Source organism: Stenotrophomonas sp. JAI102 (assembly GCF_013409105.1).
GTDB classification, from domain to species: domain Bacteria; phylum Pseudomonadota; class Gammaproteobacteria; order Xanthomonadales; family Xanthomonadaceae; genus Stenotrophomonas; species Stenotrophomonas maltophilia_AA.
In genome coordinates this window covers 101,769-125,759 of the sequence record NZ_JACCCI010000001.1, presented here as the reverse complement: position 1 = coordinate 125,759, position 23,991 = coordinate 101,769, and the positions used below count along the sequence as shown (strand labels likewise).

At 68.1% G+C, this 23,991-nt stretch carries 20 protein-coding genes; 7 read left to right on the top strand and 13 right to left on the bottom strand.

Annotation, left to right across the window (positions count from 1 at the left end):
- Positions 1 to 84: 84 nt before the first annotated feature.
- A complete protein-coding gene (locus tag HDC96_RS00575) occupies positions 85 to 1,422 on the top strand; it encodes a sigma-54 dependent transcriptional regulator (RefSeq protein ID WP_179458313.1) in 1,338 nt (445 codons plus the stop codon).
- Between the two features lie 31 nt (positions 1,423 to 1,453).
- On the opposite strand, the gene HDC96_RS00570 is transcribed toward HDC96_RS00575, so the two are convergent.
- The 7 genes from HDC96_RS00570 to HDC96_RS00540 all read right to left on the bottom strand — a co-directional run bounded on the left by HDC96_RS00570 (position 1,454) and on the right by HDC96_RS00540 (position 8,842).
- Positions 1,454 to 2,770 (bottom strand): hypothetical protein, encoded by a 1,317-nt coding sequence (locus HDC96_RS00570; RefSeq protein WP_179458312.1) that lies wholly within the window; start codon positions 2,768 to 2,770, stop codon positions 1,454 to 1,456.
- A gap of 48 nt (positions 2,771 to 2,818) precedes the next feature.
- Positions 2,819 to 3,583, bottom strand: coding sequence for a hypothetical protein (locus HDC96_RS00565; RefSeq protein WP_179458311.1), 765 nt, complete (start codon positions 3,581 to 3,583; stop codon positions 2,819 to 2,821).
- Between the two features lie 9 nt (positions 3,584 to 3,592).
- Positions 3,593 to 4,279, bottom strand: coding sequence for a C39 family peptidase (locus tag HDC96_RS00560; protein ID WP_176989521.1), 687 nt, complete (start codon positions 4,277 to 4,279; stop codon positions 3,593 to 3,595).
- 156 nt (positions 4,280 to 4,435) lie between these two features.
- Positions 4,436 to 5,890: an adhesin gene (locus tag HDC96_RS00555; protein WP_179458310.1), complete on the bottom strand. Its 1,455-nt coding sequence runs from the start codon at positions 5,888 to 5,890 to the stop codon at positions 4,436 to 4,438.
- 44 nt (positions 5,891 to 5,934) lie between these two features.
- Positions 5,935 to 6,573 (bottom strand): hypothetical protein, encoded by a 639-nt coding sequence (locus HDC96_RS00550; protein ID WP_257018543.1) that lies wholly within the window; start codon positions 6,571 to 6,573, stop codon positions 5,935 to 5,937.
- Positions 6,570 to 7,100: a hypothetical protein gene (locus HDC96_RS00545; protein WP_179458309.1), complete on the bottom strand. Its 531-nt coding sequence runs from the start codon at positions 7,098 to 7,100 to the stop codon at positions 6,570 to 6,572. The genes HDC96_RS00550 and HDC96_RS00545 overlap by 4 nt, the downstream gene beginning before the upstream one ends.
- Positions 7,101 to 7,513: 413 nt before the next feature.
- Entirely contained in the window at positions 7,514 to 8,842 is a 1,329-nt protein-coding gene (locus HDC96_RS00540) for a dicarboxylate/amino acid:cation symporter (RefSeq protein ID WP_176989255.1), read from the bottom strand.
- A gap of 149 nt (positions 8,843 to 8,991) precedes the next feature.
- Here HDC96_RS00540 and HDC96_RS00535 point away from each other — a divergent pair, with 149 nt between their 5' ends.
- The 5 genes from HDC96_RS00535 (at position 8,992) to HDC96_RS00515 (ending at position 13,785) form a co-directional block, all read left to right on the top strand.
- Positions 8,992 to 10,704: an alkaline phosphatase gene (locus tag HDC96_RS00535; RefSeq protein ID WP_179458308.1), complete on the top strand. Its 1,713-nt coding sequence runs from the start codon at positions 8,992 to 8,994 to the stop codon at positions 10,702 to 10,704.
- The gene (locus tag HDC96_RS00530) at positions 10,704 to 11,264 is read left to right on the top strand and encodes a WG repeat-containing protein (RefSeq protein ID WP_179458307.1); all 561 of its coding nucleotides are present in this window, start codon (positions 10,704 to 10,706) and stop codon (positions 11,262 to 11,264) included. Before HDC96_RS00535 ends, HDC96_RS00530 begins: the two co-directional genes overlap by 1 nt.
- Before the next feature lie 66 nt (positions 11,265 to 11,330).
- Positions 11,331 to 12,620 (top strand): tRNA lysidine(34) synthetase TilS, encoded by a 1,290-nt coding sequence (gene tilS / locus HDC96_RS00525; protein ID WP_179458306.1) that lies wholly within the window; start codon positions 11,331 to 11,333, stop codon positions 12,618 to 12,620.
- Positions 12,621 to 12,656: 36 nt separating this feature from the next.
- Positions 12,657 to 12,917, top strand: a complete 261-nt coding sequence (locus HDC96_RS00520; protein WP_176989251.1) for an exodeoxyribonuclease VII small subunit — start codon at positions 12,657 to 12,659, stop codon at positions 12,915 to 12,917.
- Positions 12,907 to 13,785, top strand: a complete 879-nt coding sequence (locus HDC96_RS00515; RefSeq protein WP_179458305.1) for a farnesyl diphosphate synthase — start codon at positions 12,907 to 12,909, stop codon at positions 13,783 to 13,785. Before HDC96_RS00520 ends, HDC96_RS00515 begins: the two co-directional genes overlap by 11 nt.
- A 102-nt stretch (positions 13,786 to 13,887) precedes the next feature.
- Here the strand turns inward: HDC96_RS00515 and HDC96_RS00510 are convergent, their stop codons facing one another.
- Complete coding sequence (locus tag HDC96_RS00510; protein ID WP_179458304.1) at positions 13,888 to 14,259, bottom strand: DUF4870 domain-containing protein; 372 nt, start codon at positions 14,257 to 14,259, stop codon at positions 13,888 to 13,890.
- A 78-nt stretch (positions 14,260 to 14,337) separates the two neighbouring features.
- Positions 14,338 to 15,705: a metalloprotease PmbA gene (gene pmbA, locus HDC96_RS00505; protein ID WP_179458303.1), complete on the bottom strand. Its 1,368-nt coding sequence runs from the start codon at positions 15,703 to 15,705 to the stop codon at positions 14,338 to 14,340.
- Positions 15,706 to 15,773: 68 nt separating this feature from the next.
- Between pmbA and yjgA the strand changes: the two genes are divergently transcribed.
- A complete protein-coding gene (gene yjgA, locus HDC96_RS00500; protein ID WP_179458302.1) occupies positions 15,774 to 16,388 on the top strand; it encodes a ribosome biogenesis factor YjgA in 615 nt (204 codons plus the stop codon).
- A 77-nt stretch (positions 16,389 to 16,465) separates the two neighbouring features.
- On the opposite strand, the gene tldD is transcribed toward yjgA, so the two are convergent.
- Genes tldD through HDC96_RS00480 form a run of 4 tightly spaced genes read right to left on the bottom strand, consistent with a single transcriptional unit; the run spans position 16,466 to position 23,918 of the window.
- Entirely contained in the window at positions 16,466 to 17,911 is a 1,446-nt protein-coding gene (gene tldD / locus HDC96_RS00495; protein ID WP_176989246.1) for a metalloprotease TldD, read from the bottom strand.
- Between the two features lie 54 nt (positions 17,912 to 17,965).
- Positions 17,966 to 21,826, bottom strand: a complete 3,861-nt coding sequence (locus tag HDC96_RS00490; protein WP_179458301.1) for a YhdP family protein — start codon at positions 21,824 to 21,826, stop codon at positions 17,966 to 17,968.
- Between the two features lie 30 nt (positions 21,827 to 21,856).
- Positions 21,857 to 23,344, bottom strand: coding sequence for a ribonuclease G (gene rng, locus HDC96_RS00485; protein WP_176989244.1), 1,488 nt, complete (start codon positions 23,342 to 23,344; stop codon positions 21,857 to 21,859).
- Positions 23,337 to 23,918 (bottom strand): Maf-like protein, encoded by a 582-nt coding sequence (locus HDC96_RS00480; RefSeq protein WP_179458300.1) that lies wholly within the window; start codon positions 23,916 to 23,918, stop codon positions 23,337 to 23,339. Before HDC96_RS00480 ends, rng begins: the two co-directional genes overlap by 8 nt.
- Positions 23,919 to 23,991 lie beyond the last annotated feature (73 nt).

Below are 23,991 nucleotides of genomic sequence, written 5' to 3'. Positions count from 1 at the left end.
ACGGACCCGGACGTGGGGCGGCACGTCCGTGGCAACCGATCAGGCAGCAGACACCGCCCGCGATCCTCGTCGACAAGGTGACGCATGGCGGCTGTCCCCGATTTTCCTGCCCGGTGTGTGATCTGGTTTGGGCAGCCCCTCGCGCTTGAACGGGCGACCCTCGCTGCGGCCGGTTGGCAGGTCCGCGGCGTGGCCCCCGAACAGTGCGCCGGCATCGGCATGCGCGGCAGCGACCAGGTCGTGGGCCTGCTGGACCTGCGCACCACGGTCCCGGCCAACCTGGCCCATCTCCAGCAGTTGCTGGTCGACCACCGCCACATGAGCCTGCTGGCCCTGTTGCCGGCCGCGCCGCTGCGCGCCTCGCCGATGCTGGATGCACTGCTCGCTGCCTGCGTGGATACCTACACCGCGCCGATCGACCTGCCGCGCGTCGTGCAGCGGCTGCAGCAACTGGCCGGCGCGGAACCGCCGCCCGCCAAACATGGCCCACAGTCCCTGATCGGCGACAGTGCCGTGCTGCAGGTGACCCGTGCGGCGATCCGCAAATACGCGCCGGTGGACCTGCCGGTGCTGATCACCGGCGAAACCGGCACCGGCAAGGAACTGGCCGCCCAGGCGCTGCATGCGCTGTCGGCACGCCACGCGCGCCCGTTCCTGGCGGTGAACTGCGGCGCCATCCCGGCCGCGCTGGTGCAGTCCGAGCTGTTCGGCCACGAGCGCGGCGCCTTCACCGGTGCGGCGACGCGGCGCTTGGGCCTGTTCGAATCGGCCAGTGGCGGCACCGTGTTCCTCGACGAAATCGGCGACCTGCCGCTGGATGCGCAGACCAACCTGCTGCGCGTGCTGCAGGAGGGGACGGTCGAGCGCGTCGGCAGCAATCGGCCGCTGGAGGTGGACGTGCGCGTGCTCGCCGCCACCCACGTGGATCTTGAGAAGGCGGTCGAACAGGGCCACTTCCGTCGCGACCTGTTCTACCGGCTCAATGTGCTGCGCCTGCCCCTGCCGCCTCTGCGTGAGCGCGGCAGCGACATCGCGCTGCTGGCCCACCACTTCCTCGCCAGCTTCCGGCACCGGCACGTCACCCGTGCGCGCGGCTTCACCGCCGAGGCGATCCAGGCGCTGGAATGCTTCGCCTGGCCGGGCAATGTGCGCGAGCTGCTCAACCGGGTGCAGCGTGCGGCGATCGTCAGCGATACCGAGCTGATCAGCGCGGCGGACCTGGAGCTGAGCCAACCGCTGCTGCCCACCGTCGAGCGTGGCCTGCAGGGGGCAAAGCAGGTCGCCGAACGCGAGACCCTGCTGCATGCGCTGCGCCAGAACGATTTCAACATCACCGCCTGCGCCCGCCACATGCAGGTCTCGCGGGTGACGGTCTACCGGCTGTGCCGCAAGCACCAGCTCGCGCTGCCCGAACTGCGCTGACGCCGACCAACGAGCGTGTGCGCAGTCGCGCTCACAAGCTGTACGGCACCTTGAAGGCCAGGGTGAAGTCCGGTGCGTCCGGGGTCAGGCCGATGCCGAGCAGGCTCACCAGGGTGGTCTTCTGGTTGAGGGCATAGGTGATGCCCAGGTTGAGCGTGCCCGCGTTGGCATCACTGCCGATCACCTTGAGCCACTGGCCGTTCTTGTAGCGCGTGGAGGCGCGCGCGCTCAGCTTGTCGCTGAAGGAGATGCTCAGGCTGGTGCGCTCGTTGAACGCGAAGGCCACGCCGGCACCGAAGTAGTACGAGCCGCCGAGCTTCACGTCGCCCGGGTTGGTGGTGTCCGGGTTGGCGTCGATATCATCGAAGCTGCGTGGGAACGAATGGATGTAGCCGATATTGGCGAACAGGATCGCCGGATCGGCGGTCTTCACCGCCGACAGGCCGATGTTGGCCTGCCACACGCCATTGCCGGTGGGTTGCTGTTCGGGCACGGCGAAACGGATGAAGTCATCGTCGTCGCGCTCGAGCACCTTCCAGTCCAGCCCGTACGGCGCGCGCCCGGTCGGCGCGGTCGCACCCACGGTCAGCACGGTTTCCGGCAGCCGCCCACGTTCGGCGAACAGCCGGTAGTTGGCGCTCATGCCCACATCGCCGATGCCGTTGCCGGTGGTTTCTTCCTGCGCGATCGCCGCGGCCGAACCGCCGGCGCCGCCCTTCTGGAACACCGTCTTGCGCGCCAGATAGGGGACGTCCAGGTTCAAGGTCAGGCGCGGGCTGACGCCCCAGCGCGCAGCCAGGTTGTAGGTCAGCGTGTCCGACTCGACATTCTCGATGGCGATATTGCCCAGGAAGATCGCATCCAGCGCCAGGAACCCGTTGAGACTGAGCTGCTTGCGGTCATAGCGGGCGTAGGAGAGGCTGTTTTCGAGTGTAAAGCGGCGGCTGAAGAGCGCAGCCTGCTGCTGCTTGACGTCATCCACGCTGCGCCGCGATTCCTGCTTGGCCTGTTGGGCCTCGGCCGCCGAGCTGGCATAGCCGTCGGCACTGGCCGGCGCTGCGGGCGTGCCTGCCGGCACTGCCTGTTGGGGTGGAGGTGCGGCACCGGCGACCGGCGCGGTCTTGCCGGTCAGCCGTGCCTGCATGGCCTGCACCTGCATGTCCAGTTCGCGCAGGCGTCGTACTTCCTGCGCGTAGTTGGCCTTGAGGCTTTCCAGCTGCGCCATCAGCGCCTTGACGTCGGCCGCGTCATCCGGCGCAGGCTGTTGCGCCTGTGCATGGGCGGACGCAGCCGCCATGAGTGCCAGCGCCGCCAGCGCCAGCGGTGTTGCGCGGATCATCGTGTGCATTGCCTTGGCCCACCGTTGTGTTGACGCTCCCCCTGCCGTGCCGCTGGATCACTGGCCCGGCCCCATGCCTACCCCACGTACCAGCGTCATCGCCTGCGCCACGTTCTGGTTGAGCGGAACGTTGTTGACCAGCGACTGCCGCACGAGGTCGATCTGCAGCCGGTTGGTCACCGACTGTCCATCACTGCCCAGTGCGATGCTCTGGCCGACGCTGCCGTTGCGGATCCACTGCTGGACCGCACCGACACCCTCGATCTGCAGCTGCACCTTCGCCGTGTTGCCTTCCAGCTGTGCCAACGCACTGACACCGCCCTGCTGCACGCTGGCCAGGTGCGCGCCTTCGCCGGTGGGCGTGGGTGCGGTGCCATCGCGTACGGTCAACTGGGTGGCATTGCTGGCCAGGTTGCCGTCACCGGCGACCTGGATGCTCTGGCTCAGACCGGCCACGTTCTGCAGGCCGCTGGACTCCACGCTGCGCCCGGGTGTCACCGGCAGCGGCGCATCGGCCGCGGTCACGCTCACGCTTGGTGCGAAGCTGATCTTCGGCGTGCTGCCACCGTGGCTGAAGTCCATGCCCAGCTTCAGCGCGCTCTGCGCCGACTGCCCGCCGGCGGTCTGCCACTGCGAGACCATGGTGACGCCGAACCACGCCACGGTGTTGCCACCGACGGTGTAGCGGCCACGCATGAGGTTCAATTCCGGATCGGGGATCTCGCTCAATCCCTTGCCGGGCCGGCTGTCGTCGGCGTGCGCCGGCGCGATGCCCAGCAGCGCGAGCAATACGATGCCGGGCGTCCAGGGTGCGATGTTCATGGTGCCTCCTTAAAACAGATCGGCATGGGTGAATCCGAAGTCGACCAATTCGGCATCGGTGATCGGTCCCTGCCTGGCATACAGCGAACGGGCACTCGGCCGTTCACCGGGCTGCAGCAGGACCGTGTTGCGATCGAAGTCACTACCGATCACGACAAACACGGCGCGCGACGGCCACGCCTGGAGAAATTCGCTGACGGGAATGCTGCGGTTGCCCAGGATCGGGTCGGCTACATCCACCACATCGCCACGGACCTGTTTGAGGACCACGAAATGGCGGAAGCCCCGCACATCCATCAGCACCAGCCCGGGCACGCGCAGTGAGCGCAGGCGCTCTTCGTTGACGCGGTAGCCGCGGCCGCGCATGCCCATCGATTCGACGTAACGCTTGATGTCCAGCAGCGAGAAACCGCGCTGGTGGACCAGTTGTGGATCCGAAACCCCCATCATCCCTTCGATCACCGTGCCCTCATCCGCCTCCAGGTGGTAGGCGTAGCGCAGGATCGTGGCCAGGGCAGCCGCGCCGCAGCTGTAATCGGTGTGTTGCCTCACCACGTTGCGGAAGCGCCGTTCCTGCATGCTTTCCACGCGCTGGGTGAGCACGGCCCCGTTGGGCAGCACGCCACTGAAGCCGACATCGCCGGCACGCACGAGACCCATCGGCATCATCAGCATCGACAGTGCCCAGGCCAGCATCCAGGTGCGCATTCGGGTGGACATCGTGTACTCCGGCTCAGGAAGGAGCCCCTGCCCCAAGGGGGAGAAGGGACAGGGGCTCCCGGGGAGCCCGGTCATTGGCGGATGACCGGGTTTGTTACGCTCAACGCGTACTGCTTGCGAAAGCGGACAGACTTACTGTTCCGGACCGCCGCCACCACCGCCGCCGGTGGAGGGCTGCGCAACCGCCAGGGCCAGACTGTTGGCCTGCAGGTTGCCGGTACCGGAGGCCACGTTCACCCCGATGTTGCCGGAGGCGCCGGAGAACGCACTGCCGGACAACGCCGCGGTGTTGGTCGCATCCACGTTCACCCAGCGGGTGGTGGACACGGTGCCGCTCAGGCTCGCGTAGAGGTCGGCCACGCCCAGTTCCACGAACTGGCTGGTGCCGCGCTCATCGGTGTCGAACGCAATGCCGCCCACGCCCGGACGATTCGGGTTGGCGGTGGCATTCTGGATATCGCTATCCATGTCGATATGACCGGTTTCGCTGCCGCTCGGATGGTCCAGCGCGCCGCTCCAGGTATCCAGGTAGTAGTTGTCTTTCTGGTAGGCACTACCCGAGCCGCTGTAACGGCCTGCACCCACGGCCAACGTCGCACCGGCAACGCGACCACTGAGGTTCACGTCCACGGTGTCGGTCATCGACTGCAGGTAGCCGGCGTTGCTGACGGTGTTGCCGGAGGACACCTGGTTGGAGCTGATGCTCGAGGTCGCATAGGCGCTGGTGGCCACCGATGCAGCGAGCGCATTCTTCTGCTCGTTGTTGTTGCCGGAGGCGACGTTGGCGCCGATGTTGCCGGACGCGCCGCTGAAGGCATTGCCACCCAGGCCCGCGGCGTTGGTTACGCCGGAGTTGAGGGTGGTGTTGCCACCGCCGAACTGGTTGACGAAGACTTCCGCATCGGCCATGCCGAAGCTGAAGGACGCGTCGGCCGCGGACAGCGAGGCGGCGTTGTCCTGCGCGTTGTTGTCACCGGCGGCGACGTTGAAGCCCAGGTTGCCGGAGGCATCGGCACCGACGTCGTCGGCGATCGAGGCGCTGTTGGTCACGAGGGTATTGCCCGCCAGGTTGTTGGTGATCGACTGGCGGTTGTCGATGATCGCGATGGCGGCCGAGTCGATATCGATCGAGCCGGTGATTTCCGGATCACCCGAGAAGCGGATGTCCGAGCTCAGGCGCAGGTCCTTTTCGATGTTGACGTCAACACCGTGGTTGTTCTTCTCCTGGCGTTCGTCGGCCTGGATGTTGCTGGTCTTGTTGACGTTCTCGGTGACGTTGCGATTGCTGGTCACGTTGCGGTTGCTGGTGACGTTGTCGTTGATGGTGGTGTTGGTGGTGCTGTTGTTGTTGCGGGTGTTGTTCCAGGTCCGGTTCCAGGTACGCGAATCGGTGTTGGTGTTCGTATTGGTTTCGGTGTTGGTATCGGTGTTGGTATTGGTGCGCGTCTCAGCCACGTTGTGCAGGTGGTTGATGTTGGCGCTCTGGTTCTGGTTGTCGCGGTCATTGCCCCAGCCATTGGCGCCGGCGGAAGCGGATGCGGCGGCAACGGCGATGGCCAGTACGGTCCGTTTCATGTTGGTGTTCATGGTGCCCTCTCTCTCATCACAGACAATCGGGTGGATGTGACTACTCACGGGGTGGACTGCACCGAAATGCTCAGTTGGTTTGCGGTGGCGTTGCCGGATCCCGCGATCTGATTGAGTTGCAGGACGCCGTCGAATCCCTGCAGCGCGGAGGCTTCGACCGCCACCCTGCGAGTTCCGGCCGACCGACCGCTGTTGACGGCCCCCTGCCCCCCTGCTGACGCGAGTGCGCCCGACGCGGCCAAGGCCTCGTCGTTCGTTTCGCGTATGCCCTGTTGCGCCAGCGTGGCGGTGACGACGTTGAGCGTCGCGTTGCCGTTGCCGCTGGCCTGGTTGATCGATGCGACGCCGCTGGCGCCGTTCAGTGCCTGGCCACCGAGTGTGGCGCTGGCGTCCATGGCGGTGTCGCTGAGGCTGACGTTGTTGGACTGCTGCTGGCGCGCGTCCACGGTGATGTGGGCGTTGCGGCCATTGGCGATGCCCATCAGGTTGGCCTGCTGGTTGAGATCACCGGCGGCCATGTTGACGGTGATGGCGCCATCGGCGCCGGCCAGGGTGCGGCCGTCGATGCGGCTCTGGTTGAGGTAGGAGAGCATCGCGGCATAGTCATTGCGCTGCTGGGCGTGGGCGGCCAGCGGCGCGAGCAGCAGGCTGCTGAGGAGGACGGTGCGCAGCACGGTGTTCATTTGCCCGGCCCACCGGCAGGCTGGCCCAGCGGGAACTGCGCGAGTGCGCCGCGGACCTGGTCGCCGATGCCGCGCGTGGCGTTGCCGACCGCGCCCATGGGCCCGCCGATGGTGTTGCTGAACTGGCCGCTGGAGAGCATGCCGCTGTCGGTGGCTTTGCCCAGGGTGCTGTTGACGGTGTGGCCGGTAACGCGTTCGATCGTGGTGGCCCCGCGGGGAATGCCGGCACCGGTATTGGAGCCGAGCGAGGCGTAGTCATCGTCGCTGAGTTCGTCCATGCCGGCGGACGTACCCAGGGCCTGGCCGACTTCGCGCTGCGGTGAGGGATCGGCGATGAGGGCCATGCCCGGCGGTGCGGGGCGGTAGGCGGGACGTGCGGAGACATCACGCAGGAGGACGATTTCGCCGGACTGGGCTTTGACGCCCTGGCGCGCGCCGGAGGCATGGGCGGCGGCCGGCAGGATGAGCGCGGCGGCGAGCAGCCAGAGTGGGGTGTGTCGTGTGCGGTATGCGGCAACGCTGTCCATGGCGACCTCCGATGACATGCGGAGGGGTGGAGCAGCATTCGTGCCAAGTTGGGAACGCCCGTATTTGCGGGGTTTCTGTGCGGTTCGTGTTATCCGCACGCAACATTGCTGTTACAGGGGCGTTGGCGTTGGAGCGGATGAATGGGTTGGTGCGGTGATCACGTGGCGCTGACAGGTAGGCGCAGTGCGGGTGTATCAACAGTGTTACACCGGGTGATACAGGAGTTTACGGTGCGGATTCAGGCTCGCTCCGGGTTTGCTTGTACAGCTTCAGCCAGTCGCTTTGTCGTGGGGGCCGGCGATGCCAGACATCTGCGTGTTCGGCAGGAAGAAGCGAAGATGCGAAAGCAGTTGCACACAAGCAAAAAAAGACCGGCTCTCGCCGGTCTTTGGGTGCTGCGTTCGTGCCTGCATCAGGACGTTCGTTCTTCGCCTTCATCGACGCCGAGGTTGGTCGATGGGTTGTCGTAGACCGCGCGGTCGAGCAGGCCGGTTTCCTTGGCGACGATGACCGGGACCAGCATCTGGCCGGTGACGTTGGTCATCGTGCGCATCATGTCGAGGATGCGGTCGATGGCGTAGAGGTAGCCGATGGTTTCCAGCGGGAGGTTGGCGGCGCTGAGCACGACGGTGGCCATGACCACAGCGGTGCCGGGGACGCCGGCGGTGCCGAAGCTGCCCAGCACCGAGGCGATCAGTACGACGATGTACTGCTCGGGGGTGAGCGGGACGCCGGTGTACTGGGCGATGAAGACCGCGCACAGGGCGGGATAGATCGCGCCGCAACCGTCCATCTTGATGCTGGCACCCAGGGGAACGGCGAAGGAGGCGTAGTCCTTGTTGACGCCGAGGTTGTGGGTGATCGAGCGCATCGCGGCAGGCATGGCGGCGAAGCTGGAGGAGCTGACGAAGGCGACCTGCATGCCGGGTGCGGCGCCGCGGAAGAATTTCAGCGGGTTCAGGCCGTGCATGAGCAGCAGGCTGCCGTAGACCACCACGATGTGCACGGCGCAGGCGATGTACAGGGCGAGGACGAAGTTGCCGAGCGGCAGCAGTTTCTCGAAGCCGTAGCTGCCGACCAGGCCGGCGATCAGGCCGAAGGTGCCCAGCGGGGTGATCTCCAGCACGAAGCGGGTCACCTGGATCATGATCTCGCTCATCTGCCCGGTCAGCTTGCGGGCTTCGCTGACTTTGTCGCCCAGCTTGACCATGGCAAAGCCGAGCAGGCCGGCGAAGAAGATCACCGGCAGGATCGAGCCACGGCCGGCGGCGAGGACGGTTTCACCGGCGGCATTGATACGGGTGCCGATGCCGGTCAACGCGTAGAACACGTTGGAGGGCACCACATCCATCAGCACCTTGATCACGCTGGGCACTTCGCGCGGGGTGTAGCTGTGGTCCATGCTCAGGCTCAGCGCGCCGCTGCCGGGCTGCATGACGGTGCCGACGGCCAGGCCCACGCAGACCGCCAGCGCGGCGGTGATGATGAACCACAGGAAGGTGCGCCCGCCCAGGGCCGCGACGGACTTCTGCCCGTGCAGCGAGGAGATGGCGTTGATCACGGCGAAGAACACCAGCGGGACCGCGATCATCTTGATCAGGGTGACGTAAAGATCGCCCAGGGGCCCGAACCAGGTTTCAGCGGCCGGCCCGAGCAGCCAGCCGGCCAGTGCGCCGAGGACGAAGCCGCCGAGGACCCGTTGCCAGAAGGGGATCCGCAGCCAGGCAGAGACCAGCTTCATGCGCGTTCCAGAGGTAAATTGACAGCTAGGCACCTTAGCCCAAGCGGCGCCCTGGAACGAGGCGCGCACGGAAAATCAGCGTGTCATCGGCGTGCCTTGCGGCGTTCTGCATAATGAACGCCCGTTTCACATGTGAGATTTGCCTGTCCATGTCCCGTTTCACGCCTCTGGTGGCCGCCGTCACCACCCTGCTGCTCGGCGCCTGCGCCAGTACCGCTCCCTCCTCCAGCGCCTCTGCCGGCGCGGTCCAGGTCGATGTGCCGGCCATTGCCCACCCCGCCGGGGAGACCCCGCAGTGGTGGTACCGCAGCGGCGCGGCACGTGCGGCCAGCACCGGGGCGATGGACGGCAAGGCCAGGAACGTCATCCTGTTCCTGGGGGATGGCATGAGCCTGACCACGGTGGCGGCGGCGCGCATCTTCGAAGGCCAGCGCAACGGCCACCCGGGCGAGGAAAACCTGCTGTCCTGGGAGCGCTTCCCGGCCACGGCGTTCAGCAAGACCTACAACACCGATTCGCAGACACCGGATTCGGCCGGCACGATGACGGCGATCACCACCGGCGTGAAGACCCACATGGGCGCGATCGGCGTGAGCGCAGGCACCCGCAATGACTGCGCCGACAGCTTGGACAAGGGGCTGCTGACCTGGCTGCAGCTGGCCGACAGCGCCGGCATGGCGACCGGCGTGGTCTCCACCGCGCGCCTGACCCATGCCACCCCGGCGGCGACCTATGCGCACTCGCCGGAGCGCAACTGGGAAAACGATGCCGATGTGCCGGAAGCGGCCAAGGCCGCCGGCTGCCGCGACATCGCCCAGCAGCTGCTCTCGACCGCGCGCTTCGGGCGCGGCCCGCTGGTCGCCCTCGGCGGCGGCCGCGGCGAGTTCACCACCGTGGAAGAACGCGATCCGGAATACGACGACAAGGTCGGCCAGCGCCTGGACGGGCGCAGCCTGGTGACCGAGTGGCAGCAGGCCCACCCGCAGGGTGCGTATGTCTGGAACGCCGCGCAGCTGCAGGCCGCCGCGAAGGCACCGGCGATCCTCGGCCTGTTCGAGCCGGACCACATGCGTTACGAGGCCGAGCGCAAGGACGATCCGGCCGGTGAGCCGAGCCTGGCCGAGCTGACCAAGGCCGCGATCACGAACCTGTCGCGCCACCAGGAAGGCTATGTGCTGATGGTGGAAGGCGCGCGCATCGACCACGCCAACCACAGCGGCAATGCCTACCGCGCCCTGACCGACACGGTGGCGCTGTCCGATGCGGTACGTGCCGCGGTCGAGGCGACCTCGGACCAGGACACCTTGATCATCGTCACCGCCGACCACTCGCACACGCTGAACTTCGTCGGCTATCCGGCGCGTGGCAATCCGATCCTCGGCAAGGTCAAGGACAAGGGGGGCGAAGACGGCGCCGGCAAGCTGGAGCTGGCCCGCGATGGCCTGGGCCTGCCCTACACGACGCTGACCTACGCCAACGGCCCGGGCTACACCGGTGCCACCAACCAGCAGCCGGTCGGGCCGAAGCGATATCCGCACAACCCGAGCAGCTTCGATCCGACCACTGGCCGGCCTGACCTCACCGCAGTGGATACCGAGCATCCCGATTACATGCAGGAAGCGCTGGTGCCGGCCAAGAGCGAATCCCATGGCGGCGAAGACGTCGGCATCTGGGCACGTGGCCCGGGCAGCAAGGCGGTGCGCGGCACGATGGAGCAGAACGCGATCTACCACATGATCGTGCAGGCCACCCCGCGCCTGCGCCAGCGCCTGTGCGAGGCCGGCACCTGCGACGCCAAGGGCGTGCCGGTCGAGCTGCCCAAGCCGACCGCGTTCGAGCGCCAGGCAGGCGATACGAAGTAATGCGTCTGCCTCTCCGCAATGCAACGCACAGGGGCCGCCATGTGCGGCCCCTGCTGCTGGTGGCCGGCCTGTTCGCCTCCGCCCTGGCCTGGGGCGCGGGCGCGGACTGCGCCGCCCTGACCGAGGAGGACGGCCTGCAACCTTTGGCCGGGTGCCAGTGGGCCAACGGGCGTCTTGCGCTCGCGCCCAAGGCGTTGGCCTCGCTGTCCTACGATCAGGACGGGTTGGCGGCGGTCCATGCCGGCGGCGGATTCCATTATGTCCGCGCCGATGGCCGGCAGCTGCCGGTGATCACCTTCGACAACGGCCCGGACTATGTGGTGGAAGGGTTGGTGCGCGGCCGCGTCGGCGCGCGCATCGGCTACTTCGATACCGAGCTGCGTCAGGCGTTCCCGGCCACGTTCGATTTCGGCTGGGCCTTCGAGGACGGCGTGGCCCGGGTCTGCCAAGGCTGCCGGCGGGGCCCGCCGGACGACCACGGCCATACCGCCATGGTCGGCGGCACCTGGTATCGCATCGACCGCCAGGGCCACTCAGCGATGGACGATGACGCACCATGACGGCGTGGCGTGGCATCACCACCGCGCAGCCCCGATACTGCCGGTCTGCCTGAGGCCGCACTCCCCATGACCCCCCTGCTTCCGCCACCGCCCTCTGTCGTCCATCCGGTCCTGGTGGGCTTCAGCGGCGGGCTGGATTCCACCGTCCTGCTGCATTTGCTGGCCACCTCGCCGGCGCAGCGCACGGCTGGCCTGCGCGCCGTACACATCCATCACGGTCTGCAGGAGCAGGCCGATGCCTGGACCGTGCACTGCACGCAGGTCTGCGCCCGCTGGAGCATCCCGCTGCGGGTCATCCGCGTGCAGGTACCGCGCAACCGGGGACAGGGGCTGGAAGCCGCCGCACGGCATGCGCGGCGCGAGGCCTTCGCGTCGCAGCTGCTGCCCGGCGAACACCTGGCGCTGGCCCATCATCGCGATGACCAGGCCGAGACCTTCCTGCTGCGGGCGCTGCGCGGCTCCGGCGTGGATGGATTGGCCTCCATGCAGGTGACCAGCGCGTTCGGCGCCGGCACCGTGTGGCGGCCCTTGCTGGAGGTTCCGCGCAGCAGCCTGCGCGCGCATGCGCAGGCCGAAGGGCTGGACTGGATCGAAGACCCCAGCAACGCCAGCGACGACGCCGACCGCAATTTCCTGCGCCTGCACGTGCTGCCCCAACTGCGCCAGCGCTGGCCGCAGGCGGACGCGGCCTTCGCGCGCAGCGCGGCGTTGTGCGCGCAATCCCAGCATCTGCTCGACAGCGCCGACCGCGACGCGCTGGAACGCTGCAGCGTGGGCCCCGGCGTGATCGACTGCGCGCGCTTGATGCGGCAGCCGGTCGAACGGCGCGCGCGCCTGCTGCGGCACTGGGTGCGTGGCAGCGGCCTGCCACCGCTGCCGGCCGCGGGTGTCGAGGCGGTCGAACGCGAGCTGCTGCCGGCCGCGCACCATGCCGATGCGCAGTTCGCCTGGCAGGGTGCCCGCATCCGTCGCTGGCGCGGGCAACTGCACCTGCTCTCGGCCAGCCTGGCGCTGCCGGCCGACTGGAGCGTGCACTGGGATGGGCGCGCGCCGCTGGCCCTGCCCGATGGCGGCGAGCTGCGCCTGATCGGTGCGGTCGATGGCTTCGATACGCCGGTGCAGATCCGGGCGCGGCGCGGCGGTGAGCGCATCCAGCTGCCCGGGCGCGCGCATTCGCACGCCCTCAAAGACCTGCTGCAGCAGCAGGGCCTGCCGCCGTGGCAACGCCGCCAGTTGCCCCTGCTGTTCGATGAGGAAACCCTGCTGGCGGCCGGCGACCGCGTGATCGGTGCCGCCCTGCAGCCGTGGCTGCACGCCCATCATGCGCAGTTGCAGTGGACGCCGGGCGCGGCGTGAATTGACCCCGCCGGGCCGGCGGCCCACACTTGGCGCATGGCAAAGAAGTCCCCCAATGAAACCTCCCCGGTCGCCCACTTCGAGCAGTCGCTGGAAGAGCTGGAGCAGCTGGTGGAGAAGATGGAAACCGGCGAAATGAGCCTGGAACAATCGCTCAGCGCCTACGAACGTGGTGTCGGTCTGTACCGCCAGTGCCAGCAGGCGCTGGAACAGGCCGAACTGCGCGTGCGCCTGCTCAGCGATCCGGCCCAGCCCGACACCGCCGTCCCGTTCGACCCGCCCGGCCATGACGGTTGAGGCCACGTTCGCGCGTTGGCGCGACCGGATCGAACTTCATCTAGACGCCAGCCTGCCCTCCCCGACCGATGCCCCGCGTGGCCTGCACCAGGCGATGCGCTATGCGGTGCTCGGTGGCGGCAAGCGCATGCGGCCGCTGCTGGTGTATGCCAGCGGCCGGATCTTCGGTGCGGATGAAAGCACGCTGGATGCCCCCGCGATGGCGGTGGAACTGATCCATGCCTATTCGCTGGTCCACGACGATCTGCCGGCGATGGACGACGACGCATTGCGTCGCGGCCGACCGACCACGCACATCGCCTTCGATGAAGCGACCGCGATCCTCGCCGGCGATGCATTGCAGACCCGCGCGTTCGGCCTGATCGCCGATGCGGCCCTGCCGGCCACGCTGCGCGTGGCCTGCCTGCAGACCCTGGCGCACGCCTCCGGCGCGGCCGGCATGTGCGGCGGCCAGGCGCTGGATATCGATGCCACCGGCCGTCAGCAGCCGTTGCAGGATCTGGAACGCATGCATGCGCTCAAGACCGGCGCGCTGATCCGCGCGGCGGTACGCATGGGCGCGCTGTGTGGCGAGGCAGCTGACGCCGATCTGGCGACGCTGGATACCGTTGCCGCGACGCTGGGCCTGGCCTTCCAGGTGCGTGACGACATCCTCGATGTCGAAGCCAGTTCCGAACAGCTCGGCAAGACCGCCGGCAAGGACGAGGTGCAGGCCAAGTCGACCTTCCCGGCGCTGCTGGGCATGGACGGTGCCAAGGCGCATCTGCGCACGCTGAGCGAACAGCTGTTCGATGGTCTGGCCGGGTATGGTGAGGCGGCGGATGCGCTGCGGGCACTGGCGAAACTGGCGGTTGAGCGGGATCATTGAGCGATCGTGAGGGCAGCCACGCGTGGCGTGGCTCTACAACACCAGGACACAAAAAAACGCCCGGGAATCCCGGGCGTTTTTCGTTCCAGCGCTGCGGCTCGATTACTTGATCAGGCGCAGGGTGAACGGATAACGGTAGTACTCACCGTTGTTGGCCTTCACTGCGGCGATGATGCAGAACACCAGGTTCAGCAGGCCGACCAGCGGGGCCAGCAGGCCGCCGATGATGACGATCATCAGCACGATGCAGATCAGCATCGCGATGGTGATGGTGATCTGGAAGTTCAGCGCTTCCTTGGCCTGGTCGATGACGAAGCCCTTGCTGTTGTCGTCCTTGTTGATCATCCAGATGATCAGCGGGCCGATGAACCAGGTGAAGATGCCCAGCAGGTGCGCCACCAGCGCCATGGTGCGCTGGTCGGCCGGGGCCGGGGCACCGACAGGCGGCGGGGTGACGGTATCGAAATCGCTCACGTAAAACTCCTTGTTCGAGGTAATGGGTAGTGCACGCGGCAGGCTCCCCGCCTGCCAGGGCAGCCTCCATAGAATACGTCAATCATTACCGGCAACGGTCATTCGTCCTACAAGGATGGAGCCGGTATGCACGTGCGAGCGCGTGTCGATGTCCGTGCCCACCGCCTCGATGCTGGCGAACATGTCCTTGAGGTTGCCGGCGATGGTGATGCCGTCCACCGGGTAGGTGATCTCGCCGTTCTCCACGCGGAAGCCGCCGGCCCCTCGCGAGTAGTCACCGGTCACGCTGTTGACGCCCTGCCCCATCAGCTCGGTGACCAGCAGGCCGTCGCCCATCTGGCGGGCAATGGAGACCAGATCACCCGCGTTGGCGGTGACCTTGAGGTTGTGCACGCCCCCGGCATTGCCCGTGGTCGGCAGGCCGAGCTTGCGCGCCGAATAGCTGCCCAGGATGTAGCGCTCCAGCACGCCATCGCGGATCAGCGCCGAATTGCGCGTGGCCACGCCATCGCCATCGAAGGCGGCCGAGCGCAGCCCACGGCGCAGCAGCGGCAACTCCTCGATACCGAACCAGTCCGGGAACAGGCGGGTGCCGACGCTGTCGAGCAGGAAGCTGGCGCGGCGGTACAGCGCGCCACCGGAGACCGCGCCGAGCAGGTGGCCGATCAGCGAGCGGGCCACCTCCGGCGAATACAGCACCGGCATCTGCGCGGTGCTCATCGAGCGCGGGTCCAGCCGGGCGACCGTGCGCTCGGCGGCGCGGCGGCCGATCGAGGCCGCATCGTCCAGATCCTCGCGTGCCAGCGCGCTGCTGTACCAGCCATCGCGCTGCATGCCATCGCCCTGCCCGGCGATCAGCGCGCAGCCGATCGAGTGATGGCTGCTGCGCTCGCGGCCGATGAAGCCGTGCGAGTTCGCATACACCGACAGGCTCTGCGCGGTCGCGGCCGAGGCGCCGTCGGAGTTGCTGATCCGGGCGTCGGCCTCACGGCCCGCGGCTTCGCAGGCCAGCGCCAGGTCCAGCGCCGCATCGGCGCTGAGCTCCCAGGGGTGCCAGCCGTCCAGGTCCGGGAACTCGCGGGCCATCAGCGCCGCCTCGGCCAGGCCGGCCGCCTCGTCGTCCTCGGTGTGGCGGGCAATGGCGCAGGCCTGGGCCACGGTCGACTCCAGGCTGCTCTCGCGCAGGTCGGCGGTGCTGGCACTGCCCTTGCGCTGCCCGAAGTAGACGGTCACGGCGATGCCGCGGTCGCGGGTGGATTCGACCGTTTCAACCTCGCCCAGGCGCACGTTCACATCCAGCCCGCGCTCATCGCTGCAGCTGACCTCGGCCTGGGTGGCGCCCAGGGCCTTGGCCCGCTCCAGCAGGCGCTGGGAGATGTCGGCCAACTGCTCCAGGCGCTGCAGGCTGTCGTCGGCCGGGGAGACTTCAGGGGAGATCACGTTCAATGCTTTATCCTGTACAGGTGAGTGCCCGGCGCGACGCCGGCACAGTTTACGGATGTGGAAATAAGACGATGCGCGGACGCGACGAAGAAACCGGTGAATTCCTTGATATCAGCCGCAGCCAGAACCGCCGGGCTGCGCTGGACGTGCTGGCCCTGGGCGAGAAGCTGGTCTCGCTGACCCCGGCCCAGCTGGCGCGCCTGCCGGTGCCCGAAGATCTGCTGCCGCACATCGCCGAGGCCAAGCGCATCACCGCCCATATCGCCCACAAGCGCCAGCTGGCGTTCCTGGCCAAGCACATGCGCCGCGAAGACGACGCCGTGCTGGATGCGATCCGCGACGCGCTCGACGCCAACAGCGAGACCTCGCGCCGGGAAGTGGCGACCATGCACCGCGTCGAAGACTGGCGCGAACGCCTGCTCAAGGACGGCGACAAGGCGCTGAGCGCCCTGCTGGACGAGTACCCGCATGCGGACCGCCAGGAGCTGCGCACGCTGGTGCGCAACGCCCAGGCCGAAAAGGCCAAGAACAAGCCGCCGCGCGCGTACCGCGAGATCTTCCAGGTGCTGCGTACGCTGCTGCTGCCCGCCGCGCTCGGCCTGGAAGGCGTGAATGCCGCGTCCGAGGATGCGCTGGACGATGTGGCCGACACGGACAGCGACAGCGACGAGAACGCCGAGGACTGAGTCCCGGCGCTCACGCGGCGGCGCCAGCACCCTGCTGGCGGCCGCGTGATCGGGCAGCACGGGCGTACGCATCCGGCTCAGGCCTGGGTGCCGCCCACGGTGATGCCATCGATCAGCAGCGACGGCTGGCCCACGCCGACCGGTACGCTCTGGCCATCCTTGCCGCAGATGCCCACGCCCTCGTCCAGGGCCAGGTCGTTGCCGATCATGCGGACTTTCTGCATGGTCTCCGGCCCGTTGCCGATCAGGGTGGCGCCCTTCACCGGCGCGGTGATCCTGCCATCCTCGATCAGGTAGGCCTCGGTGGCCGAGAACACGTACTTGCCGCTGGTGATGTCGACCTGGCCGCCACCGAAGTTGACCGCATACAGGCCACGCTTGACCGAGCGGATCATTTCTTCGGGATCGTGCTGGCCGGCGCGCATGTAGGTGTTGGTCATGCGCGGCATGGTCATGTGCGCGAACGACTCGCGACGGCCGTTGCCGGTCGGCGCCACGCCCATCAGGCGCGCATTGAGCGAATCCTGCATGTAGCCGACCAGGATGCCGTCCTCGATCAGCGTGGTGCACTGGGTCGGGTGGCCCTCGTCATCGATGTTCAACGAGCCGCGACGACCGTCCAGGGTGCCGTCGTCGACGATGGTCACGCCCGGTGCGGCCACGCGCTCGCCGATCCGGCCGGCGTAGACGCTGGTGCCCTTGCGGTTGAAGTCGCCTTCCAGGCCGTGGCCGACCGCTTCGTGCAGCAGCACGCCGGGCCAGCCCGGGCCGAGCACCACGGTCATCACCCCGGCCGGGGCCGGGATCGCCTCCAGGTTCACCAGCGCTTGGCGCAGGGCCTCGCGCGCGAAGCCTTCCGGACGCCCGTCGGCGAACAATTCTTCATAGCTGTAACGACCGCCGCCGCCGGAGTAGCCGGACTCGCGACGGCCGTGCTGCTCGACGATGACCTGTACGTTCAATCGCACCAGCGGGCGGACATCGGCCGCGAGCACACCATCGCTGCGCGCGATCAGCACCGTGTCCACGCCACCGGAGAGGCTGACCATCACCTGCTGCACGCGCGGGTCGGCGGCGCGCAGGTAGCGGTCCAGGCGCTTGAGCATCTCGACCTTGGCCTCGTTGCCCATGCCGTCGATGGGGTCCAGCGCCGGGTACAGCGCGCGGCCACTGCCACGCACCAGCGAGCGGGCCGACTGCGCCCCACCCTCGCGGGAGATGGCGCGGGCGGAGTTGGCCGCGGCCAGCAGCGCGTCGCTGTGGATGTCGTCGGAGTAGGCGAAGCCGGTCTTCTCACCGGCGATGGCGCGTACGCCCACGCCCTGCTCGATCGAATGCGCACCGTCCTTGACGATGCCATCCTCCACGCTCCAGCTCTCGCGGCGTGCGTGCTGGAAATACAGATCCCCGAAGTCGATGCCCGGCCCCAGCAGGGTGCCGAACGTGCGTTCCAGACCGTTCGCATCCAGCCCGGCGGGCAGCAGCAGACGGTCGGTGGCCAGCGAAAGTGCGTTGTTGTTCATGCTCTTTGATCTGTGGGCGCCGGGCGCGATCGCAACCCGGGCGCGGGAAAGGGGTCAGCGCGCCGGGGGTGCGGCCGGGGCCGGCTTGGGCGCTGCGTCGCGGTCGATCACATCGACCTTGGGTTCGGCCCAGGGGCCGGTCACGCGGTAGGTTTTGGCGCCGATCTCGCCCAGCGGCTTGGACAGTACCGCATTGGCCGCTGCGCCGACCGCCGCGCCGACCGGGCCGCCGGCCACCGCACCGACCACGGTGAGCAGGTTGCCCGCGCGCGGGTTGACGTCGATGGTCTGGTCGAAGCGCTGCTGGCGCAGGTCGGTCTGGCCACGGATGGTGATATTGGCCGCCGGGCCTTCGATCAGCACCTTGTCGGTGGTGGCCATGCCGTCGCTGAACGCCACGCGGCCTTCGACCTGGTTGAAGGCGAAGCCCTTGGAGAAGAAATCGCGGAAATCGAACATCAACCGGCGCGGCAGCTGGGTCACGCTGAGCAGGCCGAGCACGCGCCCGGCGCCGGGCTCGAGCTCCAGCAGCTGGCCATTGCGGGCCTGCACGTCGAGCTGGCCCTGCAGCGCACCGAGCTGGAAGTCCGACGGGCCGCCCTGCCAGCCGGCCGTCATGGTCAGCTGGCCCTGGCCGCCACGCAGCTGGCCGCCGTAATCGAGGTTCTGCATCAGCCCGCCCAGGTCCTCGCTGTTGACCTGCACGTTGAACTGGCTGCGCGCGGTCTCGCCCATGCCCATCCAGCGCCCGCTGACGTCGATCTCCTGCTTGGGCGCGCGGAACTGCAGCTGGTCCACGCTCAGCCCATTGGCCATCGGCCGGGTGCGCAGCACCGCCTGGCCCAGCCTGGCCTTGCCGAACTGCAGGTCGTCGATATCCAGCGACAGCGGCGGCACCTTGGCCGGGTTGGTGTCGTTGGCACTGGCCTGGACCCGTGCCGGCAGGGTCACGTCCGGCGGCAGCAGGATCGGCGCGCCGTCGCCCGGCGCCTTCACCGGCGTGGGCAGCGACTGCCAGTGCACGCGGCTGAGCTTGCCGACGATGGTGCCGCCCTCGGCATTGGGGACGCTCAGGGTGCCGGCCAGCGACGGCCCGTCCATGCGCACGTCCACGCTGTTGCCGGTCGGGCGCAGCTGCAGCCGGGTCTGCGGGAAGACACCGCCGGCGAGCAGCAGCTGGCCCACCTGCACATCCACATGCCGCAGCGGCATCGGGTCCTTGCCGTCGCCGCCGTCCGGCGAGCGCGCCAGGCCGATCCACTCCAGCGCATCCAGTGAGCCGCTGCGACCGTTCACCACCAGCCCGCTGGCCGGCGGATCGCGATCCACGTGGTCGCTGCCCAGGGTGACCTGCACGCCGGTCTGGTTGTCACGCGTACGCGCAGCCAGGGCCAGCCTCTGCCCGAACGCGACATCGACCCGGCCGCTGCCCATCGGCAGCTGCGCGGTGACGTCCGTCGCCAGCGGTGTAGCAGCGGGTTTGTCCAGCGGTGCGGGCAGTTCCAGCGTGGTGCCGACCAGATCCGAATGCAGCTTGAGCACGGTCGGCGGCTCGACCTTGCTGCCGGCGGCGACCTTGGGCAGGGTCACCCCGATGGTCCACCGCGAGGTGCCCCGGATGTAGGGCTTGAGCCAGTTCAGTTCCGGCGCGCGGTCGAGCAGCGCACCGGCCTCCAGCGAAGCGGTCAGTTCGGATTCGAAGGCCTGCTGCGGATCGCGCACGAATTCGCCGGCGCGCAGGCTGAGCAGCCCGTCCTGGCCCTGGTGACGGACCGCCAGGTTTTCCGCATCGAAGCCACCATGGCCATACCGGGCGGTGCCGCGCATGTTCTCGAAGACCAGGTCGAAGCGCTTCTCGGTGAGGGTCGCGCCGGCCAGATCGACCGTACCCCGCAGGTGGCCGCTGCCTTCAACATGGTGCAGCGGCTGCAGCAGATCGAAGCTGACCACTGCCGGCCCCTTCGCGGTGAGGTTGTCCAGCGTCTCGCCGTAGGTGGCCTGCAGCGGGCTCTGCTTGAGCATGGCCAGCAGTGCACCCGCATCGCTGCGGCTGGTCGCCTTGACGTACAGCGCGGTCACGCCGAAATCCGGAATACCGGCATCGAAATGGTCCACCGCCACGCCGGCGAGATCGCCTTTGCCATGCAGCTCGAAGCCCGGACCGATGAAGGCGATGTCCGCGTCCACGTTGTCCATCGTCGGCCAGTCGTGCTGGAAGCGGATGCTGCCGGCGTCGATGTGCCCGGTCGCTTCGAAGCGGCCATTGTTTTTGTCGAACGGCCAGTCTTCCAGATCGCCGGTGACCAGACCTATGCCGCCGCGGACCTGCCCGGAGACCAGCGCGGCATCCAGCCAATCGGTGGCGGCCTTGCTCATCTTGGAATGGATCCAGAAACGCTTGGCGGCGGTCATCGGCACATCGTCGATCTTGGCCGCCAGTTCCAGCCACGGGCGGGTGCCGTTGTTCTGGAACCAGATGCCGCCGCGCACGTCGGCGGCGTAGTCGGTGCCCTGCACGCGCAGCGCCGCCGTGCCGATCCGCCAGCCGCCGGCCTCGTCACGCCAGCCGACCAGTTGGCCGCCCAGGCGCACGTCGTGGCGCTCGCCGAACCCGCTCGGCCAATCGAAGTGCATCACCCGCTGCGGCTGCAGATCCAGCGTGAAGCCATCGGCATCGCCGTTGAAGCGTCCGCCCACGCCGCTGAGTCCGGGCGAGTGGCCGACCGCGGCGAAGCGGATGTCCTCCAGATCGCCCTCGATCGACAGCGCGCCGCCCTGCTCGCCCGCCATCCGCACACGCGTCATGCGCACCTGCGGTGCGGCCTCATGCAGCCACTCGCGCAGGCCCGGGTCGATCCGGTCGGTCAGTGCCAGCCCGCGCAGCAACGCGGTGGCATCGATGTTGTCGCCGGACAGCGCGAAGTGCTGGCCGCCGGCCAGCAGCAGGCCATCCAGTTGCTGGGTGCTGCCTTCCAGGCCGATCCGCAGGCGCGGCGCATCCGCGCGCCAGCCGCCCTGCACCCAGCGCCAGCGCGCGCGCAGCTCCAGCGTCTGCAGCGCGAGCTGCGGATGCGTGCCGTCCGCCAGCTTCACGCCACGCACCTGTACGTTCTGCAGGTCCGCGTCGGTGGTGACCATCACCACCCGGTGATCGCGCAGGTCCACCCAGGCATTGAGCTCACCGGTGCCCTGTTGCAGTCCGATGCCACCGAACTGCAGCAGCGAGGACCACGCACGGAAATCGGCCGGGTCGGCCGAGAGCCACGCTTGCCCATCACCGCGCTTGCGCTCGAAGTCCAGCACCGCCGTCAGCGGCTGCGCGGCCGGATCGGCCCAGGCACGTGCACCGACGCGCAGGCGCTGGCCGTTGATGCGCAGGCGCAGGTCGATACGCGGGAGTGTCACGTTCACGCCCAGCGAGGGCGCATCCACCCTCAGCCGGCCCCCGATCACCTGCAGCTCACCGAGCCGGCGCAGGGTGTCCAACGGGTCGCCCGCCGTGGACTGCGGCAGGCCCTGCACCGACCAGCGGCCGTCCTCGGCACGCTGCAGCACCAACGCCAGGCCGCGCAGGCGCAGTTCGGTCAGCGAGTGCCCCGGCAGCAGGCCGGCATACATGGACACCAGCACCTCGGCCTCGCCGATGTGCAGGCCCTGGCCTTCCCCGATGCGCAGCCCCTTGAGCTGCAGCAGCGGACCGCGCCGGGTCCAGGCGGTATCCAACGCGTCGAAACGCACCGGCTGCCCCGCGCGCGCACTCAACCACGCCGCCACCTCGTCCGGGTGACGCTCGGCCAGGGGCAGCAGCTGGCTGGCGGTGCCGACCAGCAGGGCCACGCCCACGAGCAGGATCGCCACCGCATACACGGCATGGCGGCGGATCCGGCGCAGGCGCAGGCGGAGCGGTGTGCTCATCGGAACGTGGGAATGCCGGACCGGCCGCGATCAGAGCAGCACGACATCGAACTGCTCCTGCAGGTACTGCTCGTCCGCCTGGAAGCGGATGCTCTTGCCCAGGAACTCCTCCAGTTCGGCCACCGCCGAGGATTCCTCGTCGGTGATGCGCGCCACGACCTTGGAGGAGGCGATCACCAGCAGGCGCGCCGCATCGAACTGGCGCACCGCCCGGGTGATCTCGCGGAAGATTTCGTAGGTCACCGTTTCGGCGGTCTTGATCGAGCCACGCCCGCTGCACTCCGGGCACGGCTCGGACAGCTGGCGCTCCAGGCTTTCCACAGTGCGCTTGCGGGTCATTTCGACCAGGCCGAGCGGCGAGAAGTCGTAGACCGTGGTCTTGGCATGGTCGCGGGCCAGCGCCTTTTCCAGCGTGCGCAGCACCTGGCGGCGATGCTCGGCATCGTCCATGTCGATGAAGTCGATGATGATGATGCCGCCCAGGTTGCGAAGCCGCAGCTGGCGCGCGACCGCCTGCGCGGCCTCCAGATTGGTGCGGAACACCGTCTCTTCGAGGTTGCGCTGGCCCAGGAAGGAACCCGTGTTCACATCGATCGTGGTCATCGCCTCGGTCTGGTCGATGACCAGGTAGCCACCGGACTTCAGCGGCACCTGCTTGTCCAGCGCGCGGCCGATCTCGTCCTCGACCCCGAACATGTCGAAGATCGGGCGATCGCCGCTGTACAGCTCGATCTTCTCGGCCAGCACCGGCATGTACTTGGCCACGAACGCCTGCAGCTGGTTGAAGGTCTCCTTGGAATCGACCTTGACCTTGTCCACGTCCTTGCGGATCAGGTCGCGCACCGAGCGCAGCGGCAGGCTCAGGTCTTCATAGATCACGCTGAGCGGGGCGGCATCGCGGCCACGGCGCTCCACCACGTTCCAGACGCGCGACAGATAGGCCACGTCCTCGGCGATCGCCTCGGCCGGCTGGCCTTCGGCATTGGTGCGCACGATGTAGCCATAGCCGCCGTGCTGGGCCGACAGCTCGGTCACCAGGGTCTTCAGGCGCGCACGCTCGGTCTCGTCCTCGATCCGGGCCGACACGCCGACCACCTTGGACTGCGGCAGCAGCACCATGTAGCGCGAGGGAATGCTGATCTGGGTGGTCAGGCGGGCGCCCTTGGTCCCGATCGGGTCCTTGACCACCTGCACCACGATGTCCTGGCCGTCGCGCAGCAGCTCCACGATCGGCACCGAGGACGGCGGCGGCAGGGTCGTGCCTTCGGTATCGGGGCTGGCTACCGGGGCCGGCCGGATCACATCGTTGGCGTGCAGGAACGCCGCGCGCTCCAGCCCGACTTCGACGAAGGCGGCCTGCATGCCCGGCATCACCCGCTGCACCTTGCCCTTGTAGATGTTGCCGACCACGCCGCGGCGCCAGCCGCGTTCGATATGCAGTTCCTGCAGCATGCCGTTTTCGATGACGGCGACGCGGGTTTCCCGCGGGGTGACATTGACCAGGATTTCTTCAGACATGGGCGACTCCCTTCAGTTCAAACGTCTGCAGCAACTGCTCGGTCTGTTGCAGGGGCAAACCCATCACACCCGAATAGCTTCCCGCCAGATGGCGGATGTATCGTTCGGCGCCGCCCTGGATCGCATAGGCACCGGCCTTGTCCATCGGCTCGCCGCTGGCCACGTAGGCCGCGATCCGCTCCTCATCGATTGCCGCGAACGTCACCTCCGACACCACCAGCACGCCCTGCTCCCGGCCCGCGGCGACCAGCGCCACGGCGGTCATCACCTGGTGGGTGCGCCCTGCGAGGGTGCGCAGCATCGCGCAGGCGTCGTCGGCATCGGTGGGCTTGCCGAACACGCGCCCGTCCAGCACGACCTCGGTGTCCGAGCCCAGCACCACCGCGTCCGGATCGTGCGCGACCAGGGCCAGCCCGGCGCGCGCCTTGTCGGCGGCGACGCGCTGCACGTAGTCGGCGGCCGACTCGTTGGCTGCACGGACTTCGGGCACGTGAAGGTCGAGCGCCTGGAACGGTCGGTCCAGGCGCGCAAGCAGTTCGTTTCGTCGGGGGGATCGAGAGGCGAGATAAAGCATCGAGGAAGCATAACCTGAGCCTACTGTCTGAATCGCAAGCAACACGCTCCAATCGCGATCAACCCCATCAAAC